The 21,280-nt window shown below is 67.5% G+C and carries 19 protein-coding genes; 8 read left to right on the forward strand and 11 right to left on the reverse strand.

All coding sequences use genetic code 11. The annotated features are described in order from the left end of the window. Nucleotides 1-729 carry a glycosyltransferase family 2 protein gene (locus tag PFY01_RS00835; RefSeq protein WP_271042047.1) on the forward strand — a complete coding sequence of 243 codons (729 nt, stop codon included), beginning with the start codon at nt 1-3 and terminating at the stop codon, nt 727-729. Between the two features lie 216 nt (nt 730-945). On the opposite strand, the gene groL is transcribed toward PFY01_RS00835, so the two are convergent. After that, the gene (gene groL, locus PFY01_RS00840; RefSeq protein ID WP_055754584.1) at nt 946-2,592 is read right to left on the reverse strand and encodes a chaperonin GroEL; all 1,647 of its coding nucleotides are present in this window, start codon (nt 2,590-2,592) and stop codon (nt 946-948) included. A gap of 53 nt (nt 2,593-2,645) precedes the next feature. Further along, nucleotides 2,646-2,933: a co-chaperone GroES gene (gene groES / locus PFY01_RS00845; RefSeq protein ID WP_271042048.1), complete on the reverse strand. Its 288-nt coding sequence runs from the start codon at nt 2,931-2,933 to the stop codon at nt 2,646-2,648. 298 nt (nt 2,934-3,231) lie between these two features. Here groES and PFY01_RS00850 point away from each other — a divergent pair, with 298 nt between their 5' ends. Next, on the forward strand, nt 3,232-3,654 hold the full coding sequence (locus PFY01_RS00850; RefSeq protein ID WP_055809009.1) for a hypothetical protein: 423 nt from the start codon (nt 3,232-3,234) through the stop codon (nt 3,652-3,654). A 59-nt stretch (nt 3,655-3,713) separates the two neighbouring features. On the opposite strand, the gene pgi is transcribed toward PFY01_RS00850, so the two are convergent. Further along, nucleotides 3,714-5,333 carry a glucose-6-phosphate isomerase gene (gene pgi / locus PFY01_RS00855; RefSeq protein ID WP_271042049.1) on the reverse strand — a complete coding sequence of 540 codons (1,620 nt, stop codon included), beginning with the start codon at nt 5,331-5,333 and terminating at the stop codon, nt 3,714-3,716. A 99-nt stretch (nt 5,334-5,432) separates the two neighbouring features. On the opposite strand from pgi, the gene PFY01_RS00860 reads away from it, so the two are divergent. Then, nucleotides 5,433-5,909 carry a hypothetical protein gene (locus PFY01_RS00860; protein WP_271042050.1) on the forward strand — a complete coding sequence of 159 codons (477 nt, stop codon included), beginning with the start codon at nt 5,433-5,435 and terminating at the stop codon, nt 5,907-5,909. Between the two features lie 6 nt (nt 5,910-5,915). Here the strand turns inward: PFY01_RS00860 and recQ are convergent, their stop codons facing one another. Together recQ and PFY01_RS00870 are read right to left on the reverse strand one after the other, a co-directional pair. After that, nucleotides 5,916-7,757, reverse strand: coding sequence for a DNA helicase RecQ (gene recQ / locus PFY01_RS00865; protein WP_271042051.1), 1,842 nt, complete (start codon nt 7,755-7,757; stop codon nt 5,916-5,918). 120 nt (nt 7,758-7,877) lie between these two features. Next, nucleotides 7,878-8,855, reverse strand: coding sequence for a complex I NDUFA9 subunit family protein (locus PFY01_RS00870; protein ID WP_271042052.1), 978 nt, complete (start codon nt 8,853-8,855; stop codon nt 7,878-7,880). A 115-nt stretch (nt 8,856-8,970) separates the two neighbouring features. On the opposite strand from PFY01_RS00870, the gene PFY01_RS00875 reads away from it, so the two are divergent. Then, on the forward strand, nt 8,971-9,402 hold the full coding sequence (locus PFY01_RS00875; RefSeq protein WP_055808816.1) for a DUF488 family protein: 432 nt from the start codon (nt 8,971-8,973) through the stop codon (nt 9,400-9,402). A 2-nt stretch (nt 9,403-9,404) separates the two neighbouring features. Here the strand turns inward: PFY01_RS00875 and PFY01_RS00880 are convergent, their stop codons facing one another. Together PFY01_RS00880 and PFY01_RS00885 are read right to left on the reverse strand one after the other, a co-directional pair. Further along, on the reverse strand, nt 9,405-11,357 hold the full coding sequence (locus tag PFY01_RS00880) for a M1 family metallopeptidase (RefSeq protein WP_271042053.1): 1,953 nt from the start codon (nt 11,355-11,357) through the stop codon (nt 9,405-9,407). Between the two features lie 62 nt (nt 11,358-11,419). Beyond that, nucleotides 11,420-12,670, reverse strand: a complete 1,251-nt coding sequence (locus PFY01_RS00885) for a multidrug effflux MFS transporter (RefSeq protein ID WP_271043005.1) — start codon at nt 12,668-12,670, stop codon at nt 11,420-11,422. A gap of 128 nt (nt 12,671-12,798) precedes the next feature. Here PFY01_RS00885 and PFY01_RS00890 point away from each other — a divergent pair, with 128 nt between their 5' ends. Continuing rightward, complete coding sequence (locus PFY01_RS00890) at nt 12,799-14,244, forward strand: AMP nucleosidase (RefSeq protein WP_271042054.1); 1,446 nt, start codon at nt 12,799-12,801, stop codon at nt 14,242-14,244. A gap of 158 nt (nt 14,245-14,402) precedes the next feature. Here the strand turns inward: PFY01_RS00890 and PFY01_RS00895 are convergent, their stop codons facing one another. Next, a complete protein-coding gene (locus tag PFY01_RS00895; RefSeq protein ID WP_271042055.1) occupies nt 14,403-15,254 on the reverse strand; it encodes a metallophosphoesterase family protein in 852 nt (283 codons plus the stop codon). Then, nucleotides 15,254-16,189 carry a diacylglycerol/lipid kinase family protein gene (locus tag PFY01_RS00900; RefSeq protein ID WP_271042056.1) on the reverse strand — a complete coding sequence of 312 codons (936 nt, stop codon included), beginning with the start codon at nt 16,187-16,189 and terminating at the stop codon, nt 15,254-15,256. The genes PFY01_RS00895 and PFY01_RS00900 overlap by 1 nt, the downstream gene beginning before the upstream one ends. Before the next feature lie 142 nt (nt 16,190-16,331). Between PFY01_RS00900 and PFY01_RS00905 the strand changes: the two genes are divergently transcribed. The 3 genes from PFY01_RS00905 (at nt 16,332) to PFY01_RS00915 (ending at nt 19,502) form a co-directional block, all read left to right on the forward strand. Next, nucleotides 16,332-16,682 carry a glycine zipper domain-containing protein gene (locus PFY01_RS00905; RefSeq protein WP_055754593.1) on the forward strand — a complete coding sequence of 117 codons (351 nt, stop codon included), beginning with the start codon at nt 16,332-16,334 and terminating at the stop codon, nt 16,680-16,682. Between the two features lie 119 nt (nt 16,683-16,801). Beyond that, on the forward strand, nt 16,802-17,242 hold the full coding sequence (locus tag PFY01_RS00910) for an OmpA family protein (protein WP_271042057.1): 441 nt from the start codon (nt 16,802-16,804) through the stop codon (nt 17,240-17,242). Between the two features lie 85 nt (nt 17,243-17,327). Continuing rightward, nucleotides 17,328-19,502 (forward strand): protein-disulfide reductase DsbD family protein, encoded by a 2,175-nt coding sequence (locus PFY01_RS00915; RefSeq protein ID WP_271042058.1) that lies wholly within the window; start codon nt 17,328-17,330, stop codon nt 19,500-19,502. Nucleotides 19,503-19,505: 3 nt separating this feature from the next. Here the strand turns inward: PFY01_RS00915 and PFY01_RS00920 are convergent, their stop codons facing one another. Continuing rightward, nucleotides 19,506-20,402, reverse strand: a complete 897-nt coding sequence (locus PFY01_RS00920) for an alpha/beta fold hydrolase (protein ID WP_271042059.1) — start codon at nt 20,400-20,402, stop codon at nt 19,506-19,508. A gap of 51 nt (nt 20,403-20,453) precedes the next feature. Then, complete coding sequence (locus PFY01_RS00925; protein WP_271042060.1) at nt 20,454-21,242, reverse strand: enoyl-CoA hydratase-related protein; 789 nt, start codon at nt 21,240-21,242, stop codon at nt 20,454-20,456. Nucleotides 21,243-21,280 lie beyond the last annotated feature (38 nt).

Consider the following 21,280-nt stretch of genomic DNA (forward strand, 5'->3'; position numbering starts at 1 on the left):
ATGAACCCCGAAACGCCCGAAATCTCCGTCGTCGTTCCCGTCCATGACGAGGCGGGCGCCGCCGTGCCCCTGGCGCGCGAGATCGCCGCCGCCTTCGCCGGCCGTTCGTACGAGATGATCTTCGTGGACGATGCGTCCAGGGACGCGACCTTGGCCGAGTTGAAGGCGGCCATGGCCGAACTGCCAGCGCTCCGCCTGCTGGCCCACGGGACCAATGCGGGCCAGAGCCGGGCGGTTCGAACCGGCGTCTTGGCCGCGCGCGCGCCGGTCGTGGTGACGATGGACGGCGACGGCCAGAACCCGCCGGCCGATGCGCCCCGCCTGGTCGATGCGCTTCTGGCCGCCCCCGGCGACGTGGGCCTGGTCGGCGGCCGTCGCGCCAAGCGTCAGGACACCGAGGCCAAACGCCAGGCCTCGATCTGGGCCAACCGCATCCGCCGCAAACTGCTGGGTGACGACGCCGACGACACCGGCTGCGGGCTGAAGGCTTTCCGCCGCGACGTCTTCCTGCGCCTGCCCTACTTCGATCACATCCACCGCTACCTGCCGGCGCTGATGATCCGCGAGGGGTTCAAGAACCAGTATCTCGACGTGGACCACCGCCACCGCGAGGTCGGCCGCTCGAAATACACCAACTGGGGCCGCCTGCGGGCGTCGGTCTCGGACCTTCTGGGCGTCATGTGGCTGAAGACGCGGTCCCGTAAGCCGGGCGCGATTTCGGAGTTCTAGAACGCTGTCTCCTCCCCACCTCGTGGGGAGGTGGCGCGACGCCTCTTGGCGTCGTGACGGAGGGGCTGGCGCCGCACCTCCGACATCGGTGGGCCTTCAACAGCCCCTCCACCGCTCAGCGGTCCCCCTCCCCGCTTCGCAGAGAGGATAGGCAAACAAAAAGGGCGGGACCTTGCGGTCCCGCCCTTCTGCATTTCAGCGTCGGTCAGCTTGGACTTAGAAGTCCATGCCGCCCATGCCGCCCATGCCGCCCATGTCGGGGGCCGAGGCGCCGCCCGACTTCTTGGGGGCGTCGGCGACGGCGGCTTCCGTCGTGATCAGGATGCCGGCCACCGAAGCGGCGTCTTGCAGGGCCGTGCGGACAACCTTGGCAGGGTCGATGACGCCCATCTGCACCAGGTCGCCGTACTCTTCGGTCTGGGCGTTGAAGCCGAACGAAGCGTCGCCGTTTTCCAGCACCTTGCCGACCACGATCGAGCCTTCGACGCCCGAGTTTTCGGCGATCTGACGGATCGGAGCCTGCAGGGCGCGACGGATGATCGCGATGCCGGCGTTCTGGTCGGCGTTGTCGCCCTTCACGTCGGCCAGTATCTTGGAGGCCTTCAGCAGGGCGATGCCGCCGCCCGGAACGATGCCTTCGTCAGCCGCGGCGCGCGTGGCGTTCAGGGCGTCGTCGACGCGGTCCTTCTTTTCCTTCACTTCGACTTCGGTCGAACCGCCGACGCGGAGAACCGCGACGCCGCCGGCCAGCTTGGCCAGACGTTCCTGCAGCTTTTCCTTGTCGTAGTCGGAGGTGGTGTCTTCGATCTGGCGCTTGATCTGGGCCACGCGGGCTTCGATCTCGTCCTTGCCGCCGACGCCTTCGACGATGGTGGTGTCGTCCTTGGTGATGGTGACCTTCTTGGCCTTGCCGAGCATGTCGATAGTGACGCTCTCAAGCTTGATACCCAGGTCTTCCGAGATGACCTGGCCGCCCGTCAGGATGGCGATGTCTTCCAGCATGGCCTTGCGGCGATCGCCGAAGCCCGGAGCCTTGACGGCGGCGACGCGCAGGCCGCCACGCAGCTTGTTGACGACCAGGGTCGCCAGGGCTTCGCCTTCGATGTCCTCGGCGATGATCAGCAGCGGACGGCCCGACTGCACCACGGCTTCCAGGATCGGCAGCATGGCTTGCAGCGAGGTCAGCTTCTTCTCGAACAGCAGGATGAGCGGCTCTTCGAGTTGGGCCTCCATCTTGTCGGCGTTGGTGATGAAGTAAGGCGACAGGTAGCCGCGGTCGAACTGCATGCCTTCGACGACGTCGACGGTGGTGTCGGCGGTCTTGGCTTCCTCGACAGTGATGACGCCTTCGTTGCCGACCTTGGCCATCGCCTGAGCGATAAGCTCACCGATTTCCGAGTCGCCGTTGGCCGAGATGGTGCCGACCTGGGCGATTTCCGAGTTGTTCGAAACGGGCTTGGAGTTCGACTTGATCTCTTCCAACACCAGGCCGACGGCCTTGTCGATGCCGCGCTTCAGATCCATCGGGTTCATGCCGGCGGCGACGGCCTTCAGGCCCTCTTGCACGATGGCTTGAGCCAGAACGGTTGCGGTGGTGGTGCCGTCGCCCGCCTTGTCGTTCGTTTTCGAAGCGACTTCGCGGATCATCTGGGCGCCCATGTTCTCGAAGGCGTCTTCCAGCTCGATCTCTTTGGCGACCGACACGCCGTCCTTGGTCGAGCGCGGGGCGCCGAAGGACTTCTGGATCACGACGTTGCGGCCCTTGGGACCCAGCGTCACCTTGACGGCGTTGGCGAGCACGTTGACGCCGCGCAGCATCTTGTCGCGCGCGTCGGTGTTGAAGTGTACGATTTTAGCGGCCATGCGGGCAGCTCCTATCTATATGGATTAATTAAGGAACGTCGGACGTCGGGTGCTTAGGACAGCACGCCCAGGACGTCGGATTCCTTCATGATGATCAGGTCTTCGCCGTCGATCTTCACTTCCGTACCCGACCACTTGCCGAACAGGATGCGGTCGCCGGCCTTCAGCTCAAGAGCATTGACCTTGCCTTGATCGTCACGGGCGCCAGGGCCGACGGAGACGATTTCGCCTTCCTGCGGCTTTTCCTTGGCGGTGTCGGGGATGATGATGCCACCCTTGGTCTTGGATTCTTCTTCAACGCGCTTGACCAGCACGCGGTCGCCGAGCGGACGGAACGCCATCGGACTTCTCCCTGTAAAACCCCCGGATCGGGGCGTTTTTGAAACGGTGTGCGGCGCTCTCGCGATCGCCGTTTTGGCAGCCGACCGGCGAGAGTGCTAACGCGAGCGGGAGTTAGGCAGAGGCAGGGTCATCGTCAAGCGGCGGCGGTGGATCGCCGCGCGAATTCTCTGTGACAAATGAACCAAAAATGAATGCCGACCTCCGGGGTCGTTCAAACTGGAAGCGATAGAACGGCTTCAACGCTGGATGCCTTCCCGCCCGGAAACGCAGATCGGCAAGCAAACAAGGAGACCAAAAATGTCCAAGCTGCTGAAGATCACTGCGGTCGCCGCCGCCCCCGTCGTGGCCCTGAGCCTGATGGCCGCTCCGGCTTCCGCCCAATCGCGCGATCGCGACAACACCGGCCGCAACGCCCTGATCGGCGCCGCTGTCGGCGGCCTGGCCGGCGCCATCTATGGCAACGGCGATGGCAGCTACATCGCGGGCGGTGCGCTTGCCGGCGCGGCGCTGGGCGCGGTGGCCTCCAACCGCGGCTCGGGCTGCGAATACTACCGCGGCGGCCAATGCTACCGTAACCAAGGCCATTGGGAGCGCGAGCACGGCATCGACCGCAGCCGCTCGGGCTACGACTACCGCTACGACGGCCGCCGTTACGACTCGCGCTATGACCGCCGCGACTATCGCAACAATCGCGACTACCGCTACGACCGCCGCTGGTAAGCGTTTGACAGTTTAGATGACTGGAAGGGCCCGTCTGGCAGGGACGGGCCCTTTTCGCGTCAGCCCATCAGGCGGCGCATCAGGGCCGCCGTGGATGGATCCAGGTCCGCCGAGGCGCCGCCCGCGTCCACGTCCTTCAGGATCGCCTTGGCCAGCACCTTGCCCAGTTCGACGCCCCATTGGTCGAAACTGTTGATGTCCCAGATTACGCCCTCGACGAAGGTTTTGTGCTCATACAAGGCCAGCAAGGCGCCCAGGGCTTCGGGCGTCAGCCGCTCCATGACGATGGCTGTCGACGGACGGTTGCCGGTGAAGGTGCGGTGTGACGCCAGGCGCGTCGCCTCCTCCTCCGACAATCCTTGCGCCAACCCTTCGGCCTTAGCGGCCTCGGTCGTCTTGCCCAGCATCAGGGCCTGGCCCTGAGCGAGCGCATTCGACCACAAAGGCGCTTCTGGGGGTGACTCCGGCGCGTCCTCATGAGTCTTGGCCACGATGACGAACTCGGCCGGGACGGTCTGCGGCCCTTGGTGGATCTGCTGGAAGAAGGCGTGTTGGCCGTTGGTGCCCGGCTCGCCGAAGACGACGGGGCAGGTCTGGCGCGTCACCGGCGTGCCGTCACGGTGCACCCGCTTGCCGTTCGACTCCATTTCCAGCTGTTGCAGGAAGGACGGCAGGCGCCGCAGGGCGTGGGCGTAGGGGGCGACGGTGCGGGCGGGCCGGTCAAGACCGTCGACGTTGAACACCTGGGCCAGGGCCAGCAGGACCGGCGCGTTCCGCTGCAGCGGCGCCGACACGAAATGCTCGTCCATCGCGGCGGCGCCCGCCAGCATCCCTTCGAACACGTCCCAGCCCAGGGCGATGCCGCACGACAGGCTGACCGCCGACCACAGCGAATATCGCCCACCGACCCAGTCCCGGAAGCCGAAGGTCCGACCGCAGCCGAAGGCCGCCGCCTTCTCCGGCGCCGCCGTCACCCCGATGAAGTGTTTCGTCATCCCCTCGGCCGGCAGCGACGCCGCCAGCCAGGCCTTAGCCGCCTCGGCGTTGGCCAGGGTTTCCTGCGTCGTGAAGGTCTTGGACACGACCACCACCAGTGTGGTCTCGGGATCCAGGCCGGTCAGCGCCTCGGCCATGTCGCGCGGATCAATGTTGGCGACGAAGCGCAGGTCGATGGCCGGGTCCAGCGGGCGCAGCGCGTCCCAGACCACGCGCGGCCCCAGGTCCGACCCGCCGATGCCGACATGAACGATCGCCTCGAACGTCTTGCCCTTTGCGCCCGCCTCGGCGCCCGACCGCACGGCATCGGCATAGGCCTTCATGTCCGCCCGCACGGCGTCCACCTCGGCCGAGACCGGCTCGCCCAGGGCCTTGAAGTCAGCGCCCGGCGCGGCGCGAAGAGCCGGGTGCAGGACCGCCCGGCCCTCGGTCAGATTGACGGCCTCGCCGGCGAACAGGGCCGCGCGACGTCCCTCGACGTCGCTGGCGCGCGCCAGGTCCAGACAGGCGTCGAAGGCGGCCTTGGTCCAGCTCTGTTTCGACAGGTCCAGATAGAGCCCCGCCGCCTCGACCGACATCCGCGCCAGCCGGTCGGGATCGGCGGCGAACTGGTCCACGATCCGCGCGGAGGCGGCCTCGGCGGCGGCTTGGTCGAAGGCGGTCCAGGCGGCGTCGCGGGTCATCGTCGTCTCCATCGGGAATGACAGGGTAAACACTCGTTTACGGCTGGGGCGTATTCAGGTTCAACGTCCCAGCGGACGCTGAAACAGGAAGTCACCTCCATGTCCTGCGGCCTTGCTCTCACGATCGCCCTGGCGATGTCCAATCCGTCCGTCGCCCTAGCCGCCGAACAGCCGGCCGCCGCGCCCGGTGCGCCGGTCTCGGTGGCGGGCGAGCCGCTGTTCGCCGACATCATCTCGCGCTCGGCCAGCCTGAAGGCCGTGGTCGACGGCTGGGCCGCCGCCAAGGCCGCCGACGACGCCGCCTTCTTCACCAGCCAGGCCTTCACCGGCTTCAAGGCCCAGGCGGAACAGTTGGCCGCCCTGGACATGCAGGGCCACCTGATCCTGAAGGAACGCGGCATCGACGGCGATCTGAAATGCATCCTGCGCGGCATTTCCGAGGACATGCCCAAGAAGGTTCAAGCCGTTCAGGCCGCCGCCAACCCGGCCGAACGCGCCACAGCCCTGTCGGAACTGTCCTATCTGCTGAACGACAACGTCGAAGTCATCACCGCCCCGCCCAAGCCGGAAGTCTGACGCCTTCTAGAGGGAGGCCAACGCCTCCAGTACGCCCTTGCCGTAGCGATCCAGCTTGGACTGACCGACGCCGGAAATGGCGCCCAGACTGTTCAGGTCGCCCGGCTCGGCGTGGGCGATCTCCAGCAGCGTCCGGTCCTGGAAAATGACATAGGGCGGGACGTGCTGTTCCGAGGCGCGGTCGCGGCGCCAGGCGCGCAAGGCCTCGAACCGGGCGCGCACATCGGCGTCCATCGTCTCCAGCGCGGCGTTGCGCCCTTCGCCCGATCGGTCACGACGGCGCGGGGCCGTATCGGCCCTCAGAGGCGCGCGACGCACCTCGATCTGGCGCTCGCCGCGATAGACGGCGCGCACCGCCTCGGCATCGCCCAGCCCGACCAGCGGCTTGCCATCATTGGGGTCCTCGGCCAGCAGACCTTCGAACAGCAGGTGATCGACGATCTCGCGCCAGCTGTTCAGCGAAATCTCGCGCCCGATGCCCCAGGTGGACAGTTGCTGCTCCCACGACTGCACGTCCCTGGTGCGGGCGGTCAGGTGATCGACGACGCGATTGCGCCCGAACCGGCCGCCCAGCCGCTGCACCGCCGCCAACGCCTTCTGGGCCGGGACGGTCGCATCATAGAGCTGGGGCGGATCGCCGCAGATGTCGCAAACGCCGCAAGGCTGGGCGTCATGCTCGCCGAAGTATCGCCGCACGGCCTGGGCCCGACAGACGGCGCCGTCCAGCATGGCGAACAGCTGACGCGTTTTCCGCACCTGAACAGATTTGACCTCCTCGGCCATCGAGCGGCTGTCCAGCCGACGCAAGGACCAGGCGATGTCGGACGGGCCATACAGGGTGATGCCCTCGGCCGGCTCGCCGTCGCGCCCGCCCCGGCCGATCTCCTGCCAATAGGCCTCCAGGCTGCCCGGCGGATCGGCGTGGATGACGAAGCGGACGTCGGCCTTGTCGACGCCCATGCCGAAGGCGATGGTCGCGACCATGACGGCGCCCTCTTCGGCCAGGAAGCGTTCCAGCCGGCGGTCGCGCTCCTTCGTGTCCATGCCGGCGTGATAGGCGATGGCGTTGGTCCCGGCGTCGCGCAGCGCCTGGGCCACGCGGTCGCAACCGTCGCGGCTGCCGCAATAGACGACGCCCGACTTGCCCCGCCGTTCGCGCACGAGTTCGATGACCCGCGCATCGGTCTTGGCCCGAGACGCGCTCTCCTTGCGCTCGGCCGATAGTTGCAGGTTCGGACGCGCGAAACTGTCGACGAAGACCGTCGCCTCTTCCAGCCGCAGCGAGCGCAGAATGTCGTCGCGCGTGCGGGCGTCGGCGGTCGCCGTCACCGCGATGCGCGGCACATCGGGAAACCGCTCGGCCAGCAGACCCAGGTTTCGATAATCGGGGCGGAAGTCGTGGCCCCATTGCGAAACGCAGTGCGCCTCGTCGATGGCGATCAGGCTGAGCGGCAGTTCCGCCAGCCGATCCATCATGGCGCCCGCCGCCAGGCCTTCGGGCGAGACGTAGAGCAGGTCCAGTTCCCCCGAACGCGCGGCCGCCCAGATGGCCGAACGCTCGTCCAGCGACACGCCGGAATCCAGCCGCGCCGCCGCGACGCCCTGCTGCTTCAACGCCTCGACCTGATCGGTCATCAGGGCGATCAGCGGCGACACCACCAGCCCCAGCCCGGGGCGCAGGATGGCCGGGATCTGATAGCAGACGCTCTTGCCGCCGCCGGTCGGCAGGACCGCCAGCACATCACCGCCCGACAGGATCTGCTCGACCACCTGCCCCTGCAGCCCCCGGAAATCCGCGTGCCCCCAGACGCGCGCCAACAACGCCCGCGCGTCGTTCAGGTCAGGCATATCGGTCGAGGAAAACTGGGGGCGCGTGGCCGGCATCCTTAAGCTGTGCACTCTTTGTTCCCGAACAGAAGACGCCGCCGGCCGCGAAAGCGACCGGCGGCGGCGTCATAGGGGGAGGGTTTAGTGGGCGGGCGCTTCGGCGAACTGGCCGCCGACGCGGTAGCGCCACAGATAGGACGGGGCGATCGCCGCCATGCCGGCCGGATGGTCGATGCCCAGATCGCTGAGGCCGAACGCATCGGCGGCGACCACATTGTCCTTCTCCAGCATCAGCACCTGATCGCGCGTCAGCGGCGGGGTCAGGCCGACGAACCGGCTCAGTTGCAGCAGCGAACCCAGGGGCTTGGCGACGATGAAGGGCACCGAAACCAGCATCCGGTCACGGCCCGTCTCACGACGCACCAACTCCAGCACCTCGCGGAAGGTATAGAGGCTCGGCCCGCCCAGTTCATAGGTGCGGCCGCCGGCGTCCGCGCGGGTCACGCCGCGCGCGATGGCCTCGGCGACATCGCCGACATAGACCGGCTGGAACCGGGTTTCGCCGCCGCCGATCAGCGGCAGGGCCGGCGCCATCGTCGCCATGGCGGCGAAGCGATTGAGGAAGCTGTCGCCCGCGCCGAACACCAGCGACGGACGCAGGATCACCGCGTCCGGATAGACGTCGCGAACGGCCGCCTCGGCCTGGGCCTTGGTGCGACCATAGGCCGAAGGGCTGGCGGCGTCGGCGCCGATGGCCGAGATCTGGACCAGGCGCTCAACGCCCGCCGCCTTGGCGGCCTCGGCGATGGTCTTGGCCGCCTCGGTGTGGACGGCGTCGAAGCCGCGCTTGCCGCCTGCGTCATGCAGCACGCCGACCAGATTGACGACGGCATCCGCGCCGCGCACGGCCTGCGCCACATCCGCCGGGTTGGTGATGTCGCAGCGCATGAACTGAATCTGGCCGGGATCGCCCAGCGGCTGGATTTCGATCGCCAGGACCGGGTTGCGCACGGCGACGCGAATGCGCCAGCCGCGACGCGCCAGGGCGCGCACCGCCTGCGACCCGATAAAGCCCGAACCTCCGAAGAGGGTCACGACGCCGGGGGCGAGGTCAGCCATGGGGAAAGCTCCAGTCGAAATCCGTTTCGGCGGGATAGACGATAGGGCGCCGCACCGCAACGCGGGCCTTCACGGTCACGCTGGTGTTCGACGCGCGGCCGCCCATCTGAGGCAGATGAAGCTTTTCACCATTGGCTACGAGGGCGCGACCCAGGCCGACGTCATCGCGCGGCTGAAGACGGCCGGCGTGCAAACCCTGGTCGATGTCCGCGCGGTCGCCGCATCCCGTCGCGCCGGCTTTTCCAAAACGATCCTGGGCGAGAGCCTGAAGGCTGAAGGGATCGACTATGTCCACCTGCGCGGGCTGGGTACGCCCAAGGCCGGACGTGACGCGGCGCGCAAGGGCCGTGTCGACGAGATGCGCGCCATCTTCGCCGATCACCTGGCCGAGCCCCAGGCGCAGATCGAGTACGAGAGACTGAAGGCGCTGGCGGCCGACAAACCCGTCGCCCTGCTGTGCTTCGAGGCCGATCACGCCGGCTGCCACCGCGCCGTCCTGGCGGAACGGCTGTCGGCGGAAACCGGCGTGGCGGTCGTGGACCTCTAGCCTTACTGCCGTCCGACCAGCTGATCGACCGAACCGCTGGTGACCGGGTGATAGAGCGGCCGGGCCTCGGCGTAGATGCGACGCGCATTGCCGCGACCCCAGTCGCCCTCATTCCACAGGGTCTGGAACAGCGGCAGGACGAACTTGCGACGGCCCTGGCTGGTCAGGAATTTTTCGGCCGTGACGACCGACGGCTGATAGCGATGGGCCAGGGCGATCTGCAGCCAGGCGAAGGTCAGTTCGGCGTTGCCTTCGTTCGCCAGGTTCAGCGTCCGCTCCAGATCGGCCAGTTGCGCATTCGTCAGCCAGTCGGCGCCTGTCCGCAGACCCTCGGGACGCCAGCCCAGGAAACGCTGGCGCTGCTGAGTGTTCCAGTCCGCCCACGGAATGGCCGAGGCCGGTCCCTTGTCCTTGAAGAAGGCGACGGCGGCCGCATCCACCGGCTCGAAGGCATGGGACACCGGCGCCACGGCGTTGGACGGCAGGCCGGGCTGATAGACCCAAGCGTCCATCTGCAGCTGACTTTCCAGCGCCGCGTCGCCCTTGATCAGGTTGTCGCGGATGTCTTGCAGGAACATGGCCGTGGTCATCGGGCGATAGGCGTTGCGATCGAAATAGCCGCGCAGCCAGGCGTCGAACCGATCCCGTCCGACGGTGCGTTCGATGGTCCGCAGGAACAGGGCGCCCTTCTCGTAGGCGATGTCGTTCATGCCGTCGTCGGGATCGCGGCCCTTCAGGTCCAGGTGCAGGCGGGTGTCCGCCGCCGGCAAGGACTTCAGCGTGTCTTGAAGACTATCCCAGCCCAGCACCTGCTCCTGCATGGCGCGGTCATGGCCATAGACCGACTCCATGATCCGGTTCTCGAAATAGACGGTGAAGCCCTCGTTCAGCCAGAAGTCGTTCCAGGTCGCATTGGTGACCAGATTGCCCGACCAGGAGTGCGCCAGTTCGTGCGCGACCAGCGACACCAGCGAGCGATCGCCGGCGATGATGGTCGGGGTGGCGAAGGTCAGCTTCGGGTTCTCCATCCCGCCGAACGGGAAGGAGGGCGGCAGGACCAAGAGGTCGTAGCGGCCCCAGCGATAGGGGCCGTACAGCTTCTCGGCCGCCGTCACCATCTGGGCGGTCGGCTCCAGTTCCCACTGAGCGGCGCGCAGGCGGCTGGGCTCGGTCCAGACCCCGGTGCGGCCGTCGAACGGTGCAAAGGCGATGTCGCCGACGCCCAGCGCGATCAGATAGGGCGGGATCGGATTGTCCATCCGGAATCGCCAGGTCTTCATCCCGTTTGCGGCCCGCTCGCCGTTGGGCGTCAGGTGGTCGGCGCTCATGACCACCGTTAGGTCTTCGGGCGCGGTGATGCGGGCCGAATAGGTCTGGCGGATGCCGGGGCTGTCCTGAGTCGGCACCCAGGTGCGGGTCAGGATCGCCTGGCCCTGGCTGAACAGATAGGGCTTCTGTCCACCGGCCGTCTGGCTGGGGTTCAACCATTGCAGCGCCGCCGCGTTCGGGCGGGTGGAATAGCGGATGGTGATCTTGCGTCGCTCATTGGCGGCGAAGGCCGGGAAATAGACCGTCAGCGGCTGGCCCAGGATCGGGTCGTTGTCGCCGACGACATAGCGCAGCGGCTGGCCCACCGCGTCGCGCACGTCCTGAATGTCCAGATCGCGGATATCCAGCACGATCTCGTTGGCGCCCGGGATCGCCAGGATGTCCAGGGTCGCCGTGCCCGCCAGGGTCTTGGCGTTGAAGTCGGCGGTCAGATCCAAGGCCACATCGACGACGCGGGCGATCTCGGGCCGGGCGTGGGTGTGGACGTCCACCGCTTCGGGACCGGGCGCCGGCGCGATGGCGGGCGGGGTCATGGCCGACCCTCCCGTGGTGGTGGAGCAGGCGCTCAGACCCATGGCGGCGGCCAGGGCGAGGGCGGAGACGAGACCGAGCGCTTTGCGCGTCATCGAGGTTTTCCTGGGCTGATCTTGACGATTGGCCCGGAGAACGCGCGGAAACGCGAAAAAGATCAAGCCTTGGCGGCGACCGGCGCGTGATGGGCCCGGAACAGCCGTCCCCGCTCGGCGAACAGCACCCAACCCAGGGCGATCAAACCAAAGACGGTGAAGCCGACCGACATCGGAATGGTCGTGCCGTTGAACTGTTGGCCCACCGCAAAGCCCAGCAGCGAGCCGATGATGGTGGAGACGAAGCCCTGGATCGAGGCGGCGGTGCCCGCGATCTTGCCCATCGTCTCCATCGCCATCGATCCGAAATTGCCCGCGATCAGGCCGAAACAGAACATGGTCAGGGTCTGCAGCACCGCAAAGGTCCAGATCGATTCATGACCGCTGATCGCCACCACCGCATGGATGGCCGCGATGCTGGTGAAGCCGATCAGGGCGGTGTGCGAAATCCTGCGCGAGCCCAGCTTGACCACCAGTCGCGCATTGACGATCGAGGCCACGGCGATGCCGCCCGCGATCAGGGCGAAGATGGCCGGGAACGCCGCCTCGGCGTGAAAGACGTCGGCGAAGATCTGCTGCGACGAGTTGATGAAGCCGAACAGGGCCCCGGTGATCGCCGTCATGGCCAGGGTGTAGCCGACGGCCGTGCGGTCGGTCAGGGCGATCTTGTAAGCTGCGGTCAGACGCTTGACCTGGATCGGCAGGCGATCCTCGGGTTTCAGCGTCTCGGGCAGACGCAACGACGCCCAGACGATCAGGCCGACCCCGATCAGTCCCAGCCCGGCGAAGATCCAGCGCCACGGCCCGACCAGCATGATCATCTGACCCAGCGACGGCGCCAGGATCGGCACGCCCAGGAAGACCAGGAAGCTGAACGACATGACCCGCGCCATGGTGCGGCCCTCATAGCGATCGCGCACGATGGAGACGGCCAGCACGCGGGTGCAGGCGCTGCCCAGCCCCTGGCCGATGCGGGCCATGATCAGCGTGTCGAAGGTGGGCGCCAGGGTCGCCAGCAGGCTGAACATCACATAGACGCCGACGCCGAACAGCAGGACAGGCTTTCGCCCGAACCGATCCGCCAATGGGCCGTAGAACAGCTGCGCCCCGCCGAAGCCCAGCAGATAGGCCGTCACCACCCATTGTCGGTCGTTGTCGGTCGCCACGTTCAGGTCGGCGCCGATGTGCGGCAGGGCCGGCAGCATGGAATCGATCGCCAGCGCATTCAGCGCCATCATCAGGGCTATGAGGCAGACGAACTCGACGAAGCCGAGCTCCTTCTTGGCGGGCGCTGACGCAAGGGAAGAAGACATCCGGGCCAGATGCGCCGTCACGCCCCGATCCGCAACCGCACGCCCGTCATAAATTGCTGCAATGCAGCGAAATCGGGTTTGAACGAGCGGCGCCTCGCCAAAGCCGCGAAGCTTCGCTAGAGGAAGTCATGACAGAACAGATGACAGCACAGGCGGCGCTGGACCGCCTCGAAACCCTCTACACCCAATCCGTGACCAACCTTCGCGACGCCGTGCGGGATTTCGTCAATACCGGCGCGCGGCCCGATCCGGTCAAACGCGCCGAAGGGGTGTTCGCCTATCCCGAACTTCGCATCCGCTGGGACGGGGATCGCCCCCAGGACCTGGAGCCGCGCGCCTACGCCCGGCTGTCGAGACAAGGCAGCTATTCGACCACGATCACGCGGCCCGACCTTTTCCGCCCCTATCTGACCGAACAGCTGGGCCTGCTGGAGCAGGAATATAACGCGACTTTCGAGGTCGGGGTGTCGCGCCAGGAAATCCCGTTTCCCTATGTGACCGACGGACTGGAGGTCGCGCTGGACCGGTCGATGACGGCGGCTCTGGCGCGCTGGTTCCCGACCACGGACCTGGCCCACATCGGCGACGAGATCGCCGACGGCCTGTTCGACATGGCGGGCGACTTTCCCCTGTCGCACTTCGACGGCCTGCGCACCGACTTTTCGCTGGCGCGGCTAAGGCACTACACCGGCACGCCGGTCGACGACGTGCAGTCCTATGTGCTGTTCACCAACTACAACCGCTATGTCGACGAGTTCGTGCGCTGGGCCATCGAACAGCTGAGGCGGCCCGACAGCCCCTATCAGACCCTGTCGTGCGCCGGCGGCGTGGTCATCACCAAGGACACGCCGAACCCGGAAGCGGCGATCAGCGACACGGCCTGGAAGAAGCACCAGATGCCGGCCTATCACCTGACCGCGCCGGGCCATAAGGGCGTGACCCTGGTCAACATCGGCGTCGGCCCGTCCAACGCCAAGACGATCACGGATCACTTGGCCGTCACCCGTCCGCACGTCTGGCTGATGATCGGTCACTGCGGCGGCCTGCGCGCCAGCCAGACCATCGGCGACTATGTGCTGGCCCACGCCTATCTGCGCGACGATCACGTTCTGGACGCGGTGCTGCCGCCCGACATTCCAATCCCCTCGATCGCCGAGGTGCAGCGCGCCCTGTACGACGCCACCAAGTCGGTCAGCGGCATGCCCGGCGACGAGGTCAAGCTGCGCCTGCGCACCGGCACCGTCGTCACCACCGACGACCGGAACTGGGAGCTGCGCTATTCCAAGTCGGCCCTGCGCTTCAACCAGTCCAGAGCCGTCGCCATCGATATGGAAAGCGCCACCATCGCGGCCCAGGGCTATCGCTTCCGCGTCCCTTACGGGACGCTGCTTTGCGTGTCGGACAAGCCGCTGCACGGCGAGATCAAACTGCCGGGTCAGGCCAACCGCTTCTACGAAGGCTCGATCTCCGAACACCTGCAGATCGGCATCCAGGCGGTCGACCTGATGCGCAGCGAAGGCTCCAAGCTGCACTCGCGCAAGCTACGCGCCTTCGACGAGCCGCCGTTCCGGTAGGCGAGAAAGTCTCCTCCCCACAGCGTGGGGAGGGGGACCGCGCGAAGCGGGGTGGAGGGGCTCTTGACGTCACACCGGCGCTGCGATGCAGCAAGAAACCCCTCCGTCTCTCCGCTATGCTTCGAGCCACCTCCCCATGAAATGGGGAGGAGACAGGCTCAGACTGCGGCCTTTTCCAGCGCGCCGGGCTCGACCGGGCTGGGCGCGGTGGTGGCCTTGCGGGTGTCCTGACGGCGCGGCAGTCGCCACACCTGATGCGAGCGATAGCTCGATCCATCCCAGGCCAGGGCCGTGACGGTGATGGTCTTGGCGTCCCAGTCGATCTGGTTGAAGCCGGGCGGCGCGCCGCGCTCGCGGTGCGACAGCGTCCCGCATCCGACGGCGTAGGAGCAACGATCCGCCAGCGGGATCGGCATGGCGAACGGCACATGGACGTGGCCGGTCATGATCAGATCGACGCCTGCCTCGGCGAAGATCAGGGCCGCCTCGTCGCCGCGCTTGACGTCCCCGGTCATCGGCGTGCCGACCATCTCGATCAGCGGATGGTGGCAGGCCAGGATCCGCAGCGCGCCGATCGGCGCCTGACGCAGGGCCTCGGCCGCACGCCGCGTCTGATCCAGATCGATGACGCCCTTCGACCAGTTGGGCCGCGCCTGCCAGCCGCGCGCGGTGACGACGCCGCGCACCATAACCGCATCGCTGCAGAACTGCCCGTCGTGGGCCGGAAAGCCGGTCGCCGTCTCGAACGCGCGCCAAGGATGGAAGACCCGCGCAATGGCGTCCCAATAGGGCACGTCATGATTGCCGACGATGACGAAGCGTGGCTCTGGCATGGCCCGCATCCATTCGCCCGCGGCCGTGAACTCGTCGGGGAACCCCTTCTGGGTAATGTCGCCGGTGATCAGCACCAGATCGTTCGGCGTGGCGTGGGCGTATTCCAGAGCGGCGGCGCAGGCGCGTTTGTGCTCGCAGCCGAAATGGACGTCGGAGAACTGAAGAACGCGTCCCACTAGATGCTGTCCTCGGCTGAGGGTGGCTTGGGCGCCAGAGCCTTGAAGGCCTTGGGCACGAAGCGGATCACGGCCTCGGGCTTGAGCAGCAGCGGCTCGCCGTCGATCACGGCCGGAATTTTCGAGCGGGCGCGCACCTCGATCCGTTTCGCCGGACGGGTCGAGACGGCCGGATCTTGGCGCCAATCGCTGAACAAGGCTGTCGCAGCCAGGCGGAAGGCCTGGGTTGTGTCGCTGGGGTCCATGGCGGCGGCCTCCAGTCCGATGGGATCCTCCATCGCCTTGGAGATCATCGGGCTGATCAGCACCAGAGCCTCGGTGCGGCGTTTCTCGCCGCCATCGAGGGTGAAGCGCAGACGGCCGGAGAAGGCGCGTTTCAGGGCGCGACGACCATATTGCCAGGCCAGCTTGATCTTGCCGGTCCGCATCGCCTCGCGCGCCGGGGCCCACAGCGCCGGCGATCCCAGAATGGCGGCGCAATAGAAGTATTCGCCCTGAACCTCGCCGCCCGATACGGCCTGAGGCTCGCCCTCCTCCAGCGCCCGCTTCAGCGCCAGCTTCCAGTCGGCGGTGCCATAAAGCGCCTTGGGCAGCATGTTCATCGTGCCGCCCGGCAGGGGCGCGATCATCGGACCGTCCGGCTTGGCCTTCGACGCCACCGAGCGCGCCGTGCCGTCGCCGGCCAGAACGAAGATCACGTCCGGCTTGGCGGCGAAGGCGTCGGCGATGATCTGGTCGAAGTTGCCCCCTTCAAACGACACGACCTCGGCCTTGAGATCATACTGCCCCAACAGGACTTCGGCCTCGCCGGCGGCGCGTGGCCCCACGCTTCCGGACAGCGGATTGACCAGCATCACAGCGTGCCGGATCTGGGCATGGGGCGTCAACGCAGTTTTGTCGTCGGCATCGGAGCGGGGGTGGGCGACATCGGTCATGGCGGCCGAACGCCCCGCAGGCGCCGTCGTTCCGCCCAAGCGTCACCATAGTTGCGGATGCAGTCTGCCGACGCGGAACCTATGCCGCGAGGACACGTTTGCTGCCCACAGGGGCCAACACCCAGGGACAAAGGAATTCATCATGAAAAAGGCGATTATCGCGATTGCCGGCGCCGGCCTGCTGGCTTCGGCCTGCGCCAGCGACCCATATGGCTATAACAACGGCTCGAACGAAACCGTCCGCCAAGGCGCCATCGGCGCCGGCCTGGGCGCCGTCGCTGGCGCCATCATCGGCAACAACGTCGGCGGCGGCAACGCTGCGACCGGCGCCCTGATCGGCGGCGCCCTGGGCGGCACGGCCGGCGCCATCCGCGGCTCCAACCAGGACCGCAACAACCAGCAGCGCTACCGCGACAATCAAGGCCGCTACTACTACTGCTACGATAATCGCCAGGACGAGTGCTACTGGGACAACGGTCAGCGCCGTTATTGATCAGTGATCAAATGCCGGTCGCGAAGGTCCGCGACCGGCGCTAGGTTAAAGAGGCGGCCTGTCGGACGACGGGCCGCCTCTTTTGCGTAATGGGCCGGCCGAGCCGGAGGAGGGCTGAGATGAAGCGATTGATGGGTCTGGCTGTGGCGGCCGTGGGTGTGCTGGCGGCGTGCGCGCCGATGCCCAAGCGCGAGGCGCTGGTGGTGGGCGAATCGCTGTGCGCGCCGGGGCGTTTCGATATCTATTTCCTGGAGAATCAGGCGCGGCTGACCGAGCCGGCGGCGATGGTGCTGAAGGCGGCGGCCACGAAGGCCAAGGATTGCGACGTGCGCAAGGTGCGCGTGGTTGGCCTGGCCGACGCCACGGGAACGCCCGAAGCCAATCTGAACCTGTCGCAGCGGCGCGCGCAGACGGTGGTCGCGGCGCTGACCCAGGCGGGCATGCCCGCGCCGATCTTCGAGCTGAACGCCGCAGGCGATGCGGGCGCCACAACCGCAGCCGGCAATGACGAACCGCTGCGGCGCCGTGCGGAAGTGATCTACGAGGCCTATCCGCGCTGATCGACGCGGGAGCGGGCGCAGCGATGGCGCGGGGACGCGTGACGCATTAGGTTGCGGCGCTCCCCTCGCCTGCCGGAACACGCGTTTGCGCCTCTTCGCTCTTCTCCTCGGCCTTCTGTTTAGTTTGACGGGCGTTTCGGCGACCGTCGCCCAGCCGGTGCAGAGCCAACCCACGGGCGTCGTCGCGTTCGGACCGCAGCGGACCGAGCGGATCGAGGCCGAACTGGTCCCGATGTCGCAATGGGTCGCGCCCGGTTCGACGACCGTGGTGGCGGTGCGCCAGAAGATCGCGCCCGGCTGGCACACCTATTGGCGCAATCCCGGCGACAGCGGCGGTGCGACCAGCCTGATCTGGACCCTGCCCGCCGGGGTGACCGCCGATCCGATCCTGTGGCCCCTGCCCAGCCGCCAGCGGCTGATGGGTCTGATGAACTATGGCTATTCGGGCGCGGTGCTCTTGCCCGTGCCGATCCATGTGCCGCCGACGGCGCGGCCTGGCGAAGTGCTGACCCTGACGACGGATGTGCTGTTCCTGGTGTGCAGCGATCAGATGTGCGTGCCCGAGCCGATGACCTTGTCACTGGCCCTGCCGGTGCGCGAGGGCGCAGCGCCCTTGGCCAAACCCTGGGGCGAGGAGATCGAGCGGCTGGTCGAAACCGCGCCGCGCCCGGCCGGTATCGAGGCGCGCGTCACGCGTCAGGGCGGCCAACTGATCCTGACAGCGACCGGCGGGCCCCTATCTGGTGACCAGGCGGGGGCCGACATCGTCCGAGTCTACTTCTATCCTTTCGACGGCGGGCGGATCGACCATGCGGCGGCCCAGTCGGGCCAGCGGGGTCCGAACGGCCTGACACTGACGCTGAGGGCCGGCAAGGATGCCACGCAGACGGCGCTGACCGGCGTCCTGGCGACCGACAAGGGCGCGTGGGAGATCACGGCGGAGCCGGGCGCGCCTCTGGCGGGCGCCCAAGGCGGCGCGGCGCTGAAGCCGCTGGACGAGACCACGCCCACGCCGGCGAAGACCGGCGCTCTGGTCTTCCTTCAGGCGCTGGGTCTGGCGCTGTTGGGCGGGCTGGTGCTGAACCTGATGCCGTGCGTCTTCCCGGTTCTGGCGATGAAGGCGGCGTCGCTGTCGGCGGCGGCGCATGATCCGGCGCGGGCGCGGCGCGACGGCCTGGCCTTCACCGCCGGGGTGCTGCTCAGCTTCCTGGTTCTGGCCGGCGTCCTGCTGGCGCTGAGGGCGGCGGGTCAGGCGATCGGCTGGGGGTTCCAGCTTCAGTCGCCGGGCGTGGTCGCGGCTCTGGCCCTGGTCATGCTGCTGGTTGGGCTGAACCTGTCGGGCGTTTTCCATGTGGGCGCCGGATTGCAGAACGCGGGGTCCGGCCCCCTGTCGCGCCTGCCCGGCTCGGCGGGCGCCTTCTTCACCGGCGTTCTGGCCGTGGTCGTTGCGGCGCCCTGCACCGCGCCCTTCATGGCCGCAGCGCTCGGGGCGGCCCTGGTCCTGTCCTGGCCGATGGCGCTAGCCGTGTTCTTGATGCTGGGGCTGGGTCTGGCCCTACCCTATCTGGCGATCAGCCTGTCGCCCGGCCTGCTGGCGCGCCTGCCGCGACCGGGCGTCTGGATGGAGCGGCTGAAGGGTGTGCTGGCCTTTCCCATGTACGGGGCGGCGCTGTGGCTGCTGTGGGTGTTCACGCGACAGGGCGGCGTCGAGGCCATGGGCCTGCTGCTGACGGCGGCGCTGCTGCTGGCCCTGGCGGCCTGGTTGACGGGTCTGGCGCAAGCGGCGCGCCAGCGTGATGAACGGCCGATCCTGACCACGATCTGCGCGATCGTCGTCGGCGTTCTGGCGCTGGGCCTGGCAGGCGTTGCGGCGGGTGCGGCGCGGAGTGCGGACGCCGCGCCGCAAGGCGACAGCGGCCCGCTGGCGGCCCAGCCCTGGTCGGCGGCGGCGGTGAATGCAGCGACCGCGTCGGGACGCCCCGTGCTGGTCAATCTGACCGCCGACTGGTGCGTGACGTGCAAGATCAACGAACGCGCGGCCCTGTCTTCGCCCCGTGTCGCCAAGGCGATGCGCGAGGCGAACGCCGCCTATCTGGTCGGCGACTGGACCCGGCGCGACGACGCCATCACCCGCGAGCTTCAGGCGCATGGGCGTTCGGGCGTGCCGCTGTATCTGCTGTATCGACCGGGCCGGGCCGAGCCGGAAATCCTGCCGCAGCTGTTGACCGAGGGGCTGGTCGTGGATGCGCTGAAGGATTGAGCGTCAGCTCAGGAACCGCTGCACCGCCGCCAAGAACCGCTGCGGCTGCTGCATCATCACCTGATGTTCGGCGCCTTCGATCCGCTCGAACCGGGCCGTGCGTGGCAAGCCTTCGAAGCCGTAGCGATACAGCCCCTCCAGCCGGTTGCGCGGCGCATCGGGATCGCGGGTCCAGCCATAGACGACGGTGACCGGGGCGGTGATCTCCGAAAGGCGGGGGCGCAGATCGACGGTTAAGGCTTCATACAGACCCTGGGCCAGGACGCGCCGGTCGCCGCCCTGAAGCCCCAGCCCCTCGAACACCATGTCGCCGGCCAGACCCATGTCCACGCCAAAGGCCGCGACCTGGGACTTCAGCGCCTGATCGCCGAACAGGAGCAGGGCCTGATAGCCCAGCCGGGCCAGGGGCTCGACCTGATCCGATGTGGTGCGGGCGTCGATCAGCGACGGGAAGAAGGGCGATGAATCGACCACCATGACGCGCCCGATCCGGTCGCCCATGTCGGCGGCGACGCGCAGGGCGATCTGGCCGCCCAGCGAATGGCCGATCACGGCGGGCCGGTCGATGCGCTGCTCGCGGATGTAGCGTTCGATCTCGCTGGCGGCAGGGCCGGCCAGACCGCCGCTGACATTGTCGCCGATCTGGGTCTCGCCGAAGCCGCGCAGGGTGACCAGATGCACCCGGTAGCGGTTATCGAGCCGATCCGCCGTCGAGCGCCAGGCCGAGCCGGTCGAACCCAGGCCGGGGATGAAGATGATGTCCGGCCCCCGCCCGCGCGTCTCGACGATGATGCGGCTGGAGCTGAACGCCGGAGCGGCCTGTAACTGCACCTTGGCCTGGACGGCGACCGGGGCGAGGACGAACAGGGTCGCAAGAAGCGAGGCGAAAAGGCGGATCATCATCCGCCCCTAACGCCCGATCACGGCGATCGGTTGACGCGTGCGTGCGACCTATCGCCCCTTGAACTCGGGTTTGCGCTTTTCGACGAAGGCGGACATGCCCTCCTTCTGGTCCTCAAAGGCGAACAGGGAGTGGAACAGGCGACGTTCGAACTGGACGCCTTGGGTCAGGGTCGTCTCCAGCGCGGCGTTGACCATCTCCTTGTTGGCCATGACCGCCAGCGGGCTTTGCGAGGCGATCTTGGCGGCGATCTTGCGCGTTTCGTCCAGCAAGGTTTCATGAGGGAAGACGCGCGAGGCCAGACCGGCGCGTTCGGCCTCCGTCGCATCCATCATCCGGGCCGTCAGGACCATGTCCATGGCCTTGGACTTGCCCACCAGACGGGTCAAGCGCTGGGAGCCGCCGATGCCCGGCGCGACGCCCAGGTTGATCTCAGGCTGGCCGAACTTCGCCTTGTCAGAGGCGACGATGAAGTCGCACAGCATGGCCAGTTCGCAGCCGCCGCCGAGAGCGAAGCCGTTGACCGCGGCGATGATCGGCTTTCTGAACCGGGTGATGCGGTCGTGGCCGAGGGCGAAATAGTTGCCCGTGTACATCTGGGCATAGGTCTGATCCGCCATCTCCTTGATGTCGGCGCCGGCGGCGAAGGCCTTTTCGCCCGAGCCGGTCAGGATCAGGCAGCGCACGCTGTCGTCCTGTTCGACGCTGTCGAGGAAGTCGGCCAGATCCTTGAACAGGGCCGCGTTCAGGGCGTTCAGCGCCTCGGGCCGGTTCAGGGTCACCACCGCATAGCCGTCGGCGTGGCGTTCGATCAGCAGGTTGGAATAGGCGTCGGCCATGGTCGGTCTCCTTTGACGACGGTCATACAGGCGCGAGG

The sequence above is a fragment of the Brevundimonas vesicularis genome, assembly GCF_027886425.1.
Taxonomy (GTDB): Bacteria; Pseudomonadota; Alphaproteobacteria; order Caulobacterales; family Caulobacteraceae; genus Brevundimonas; species Brevundimonas vesicularis_C.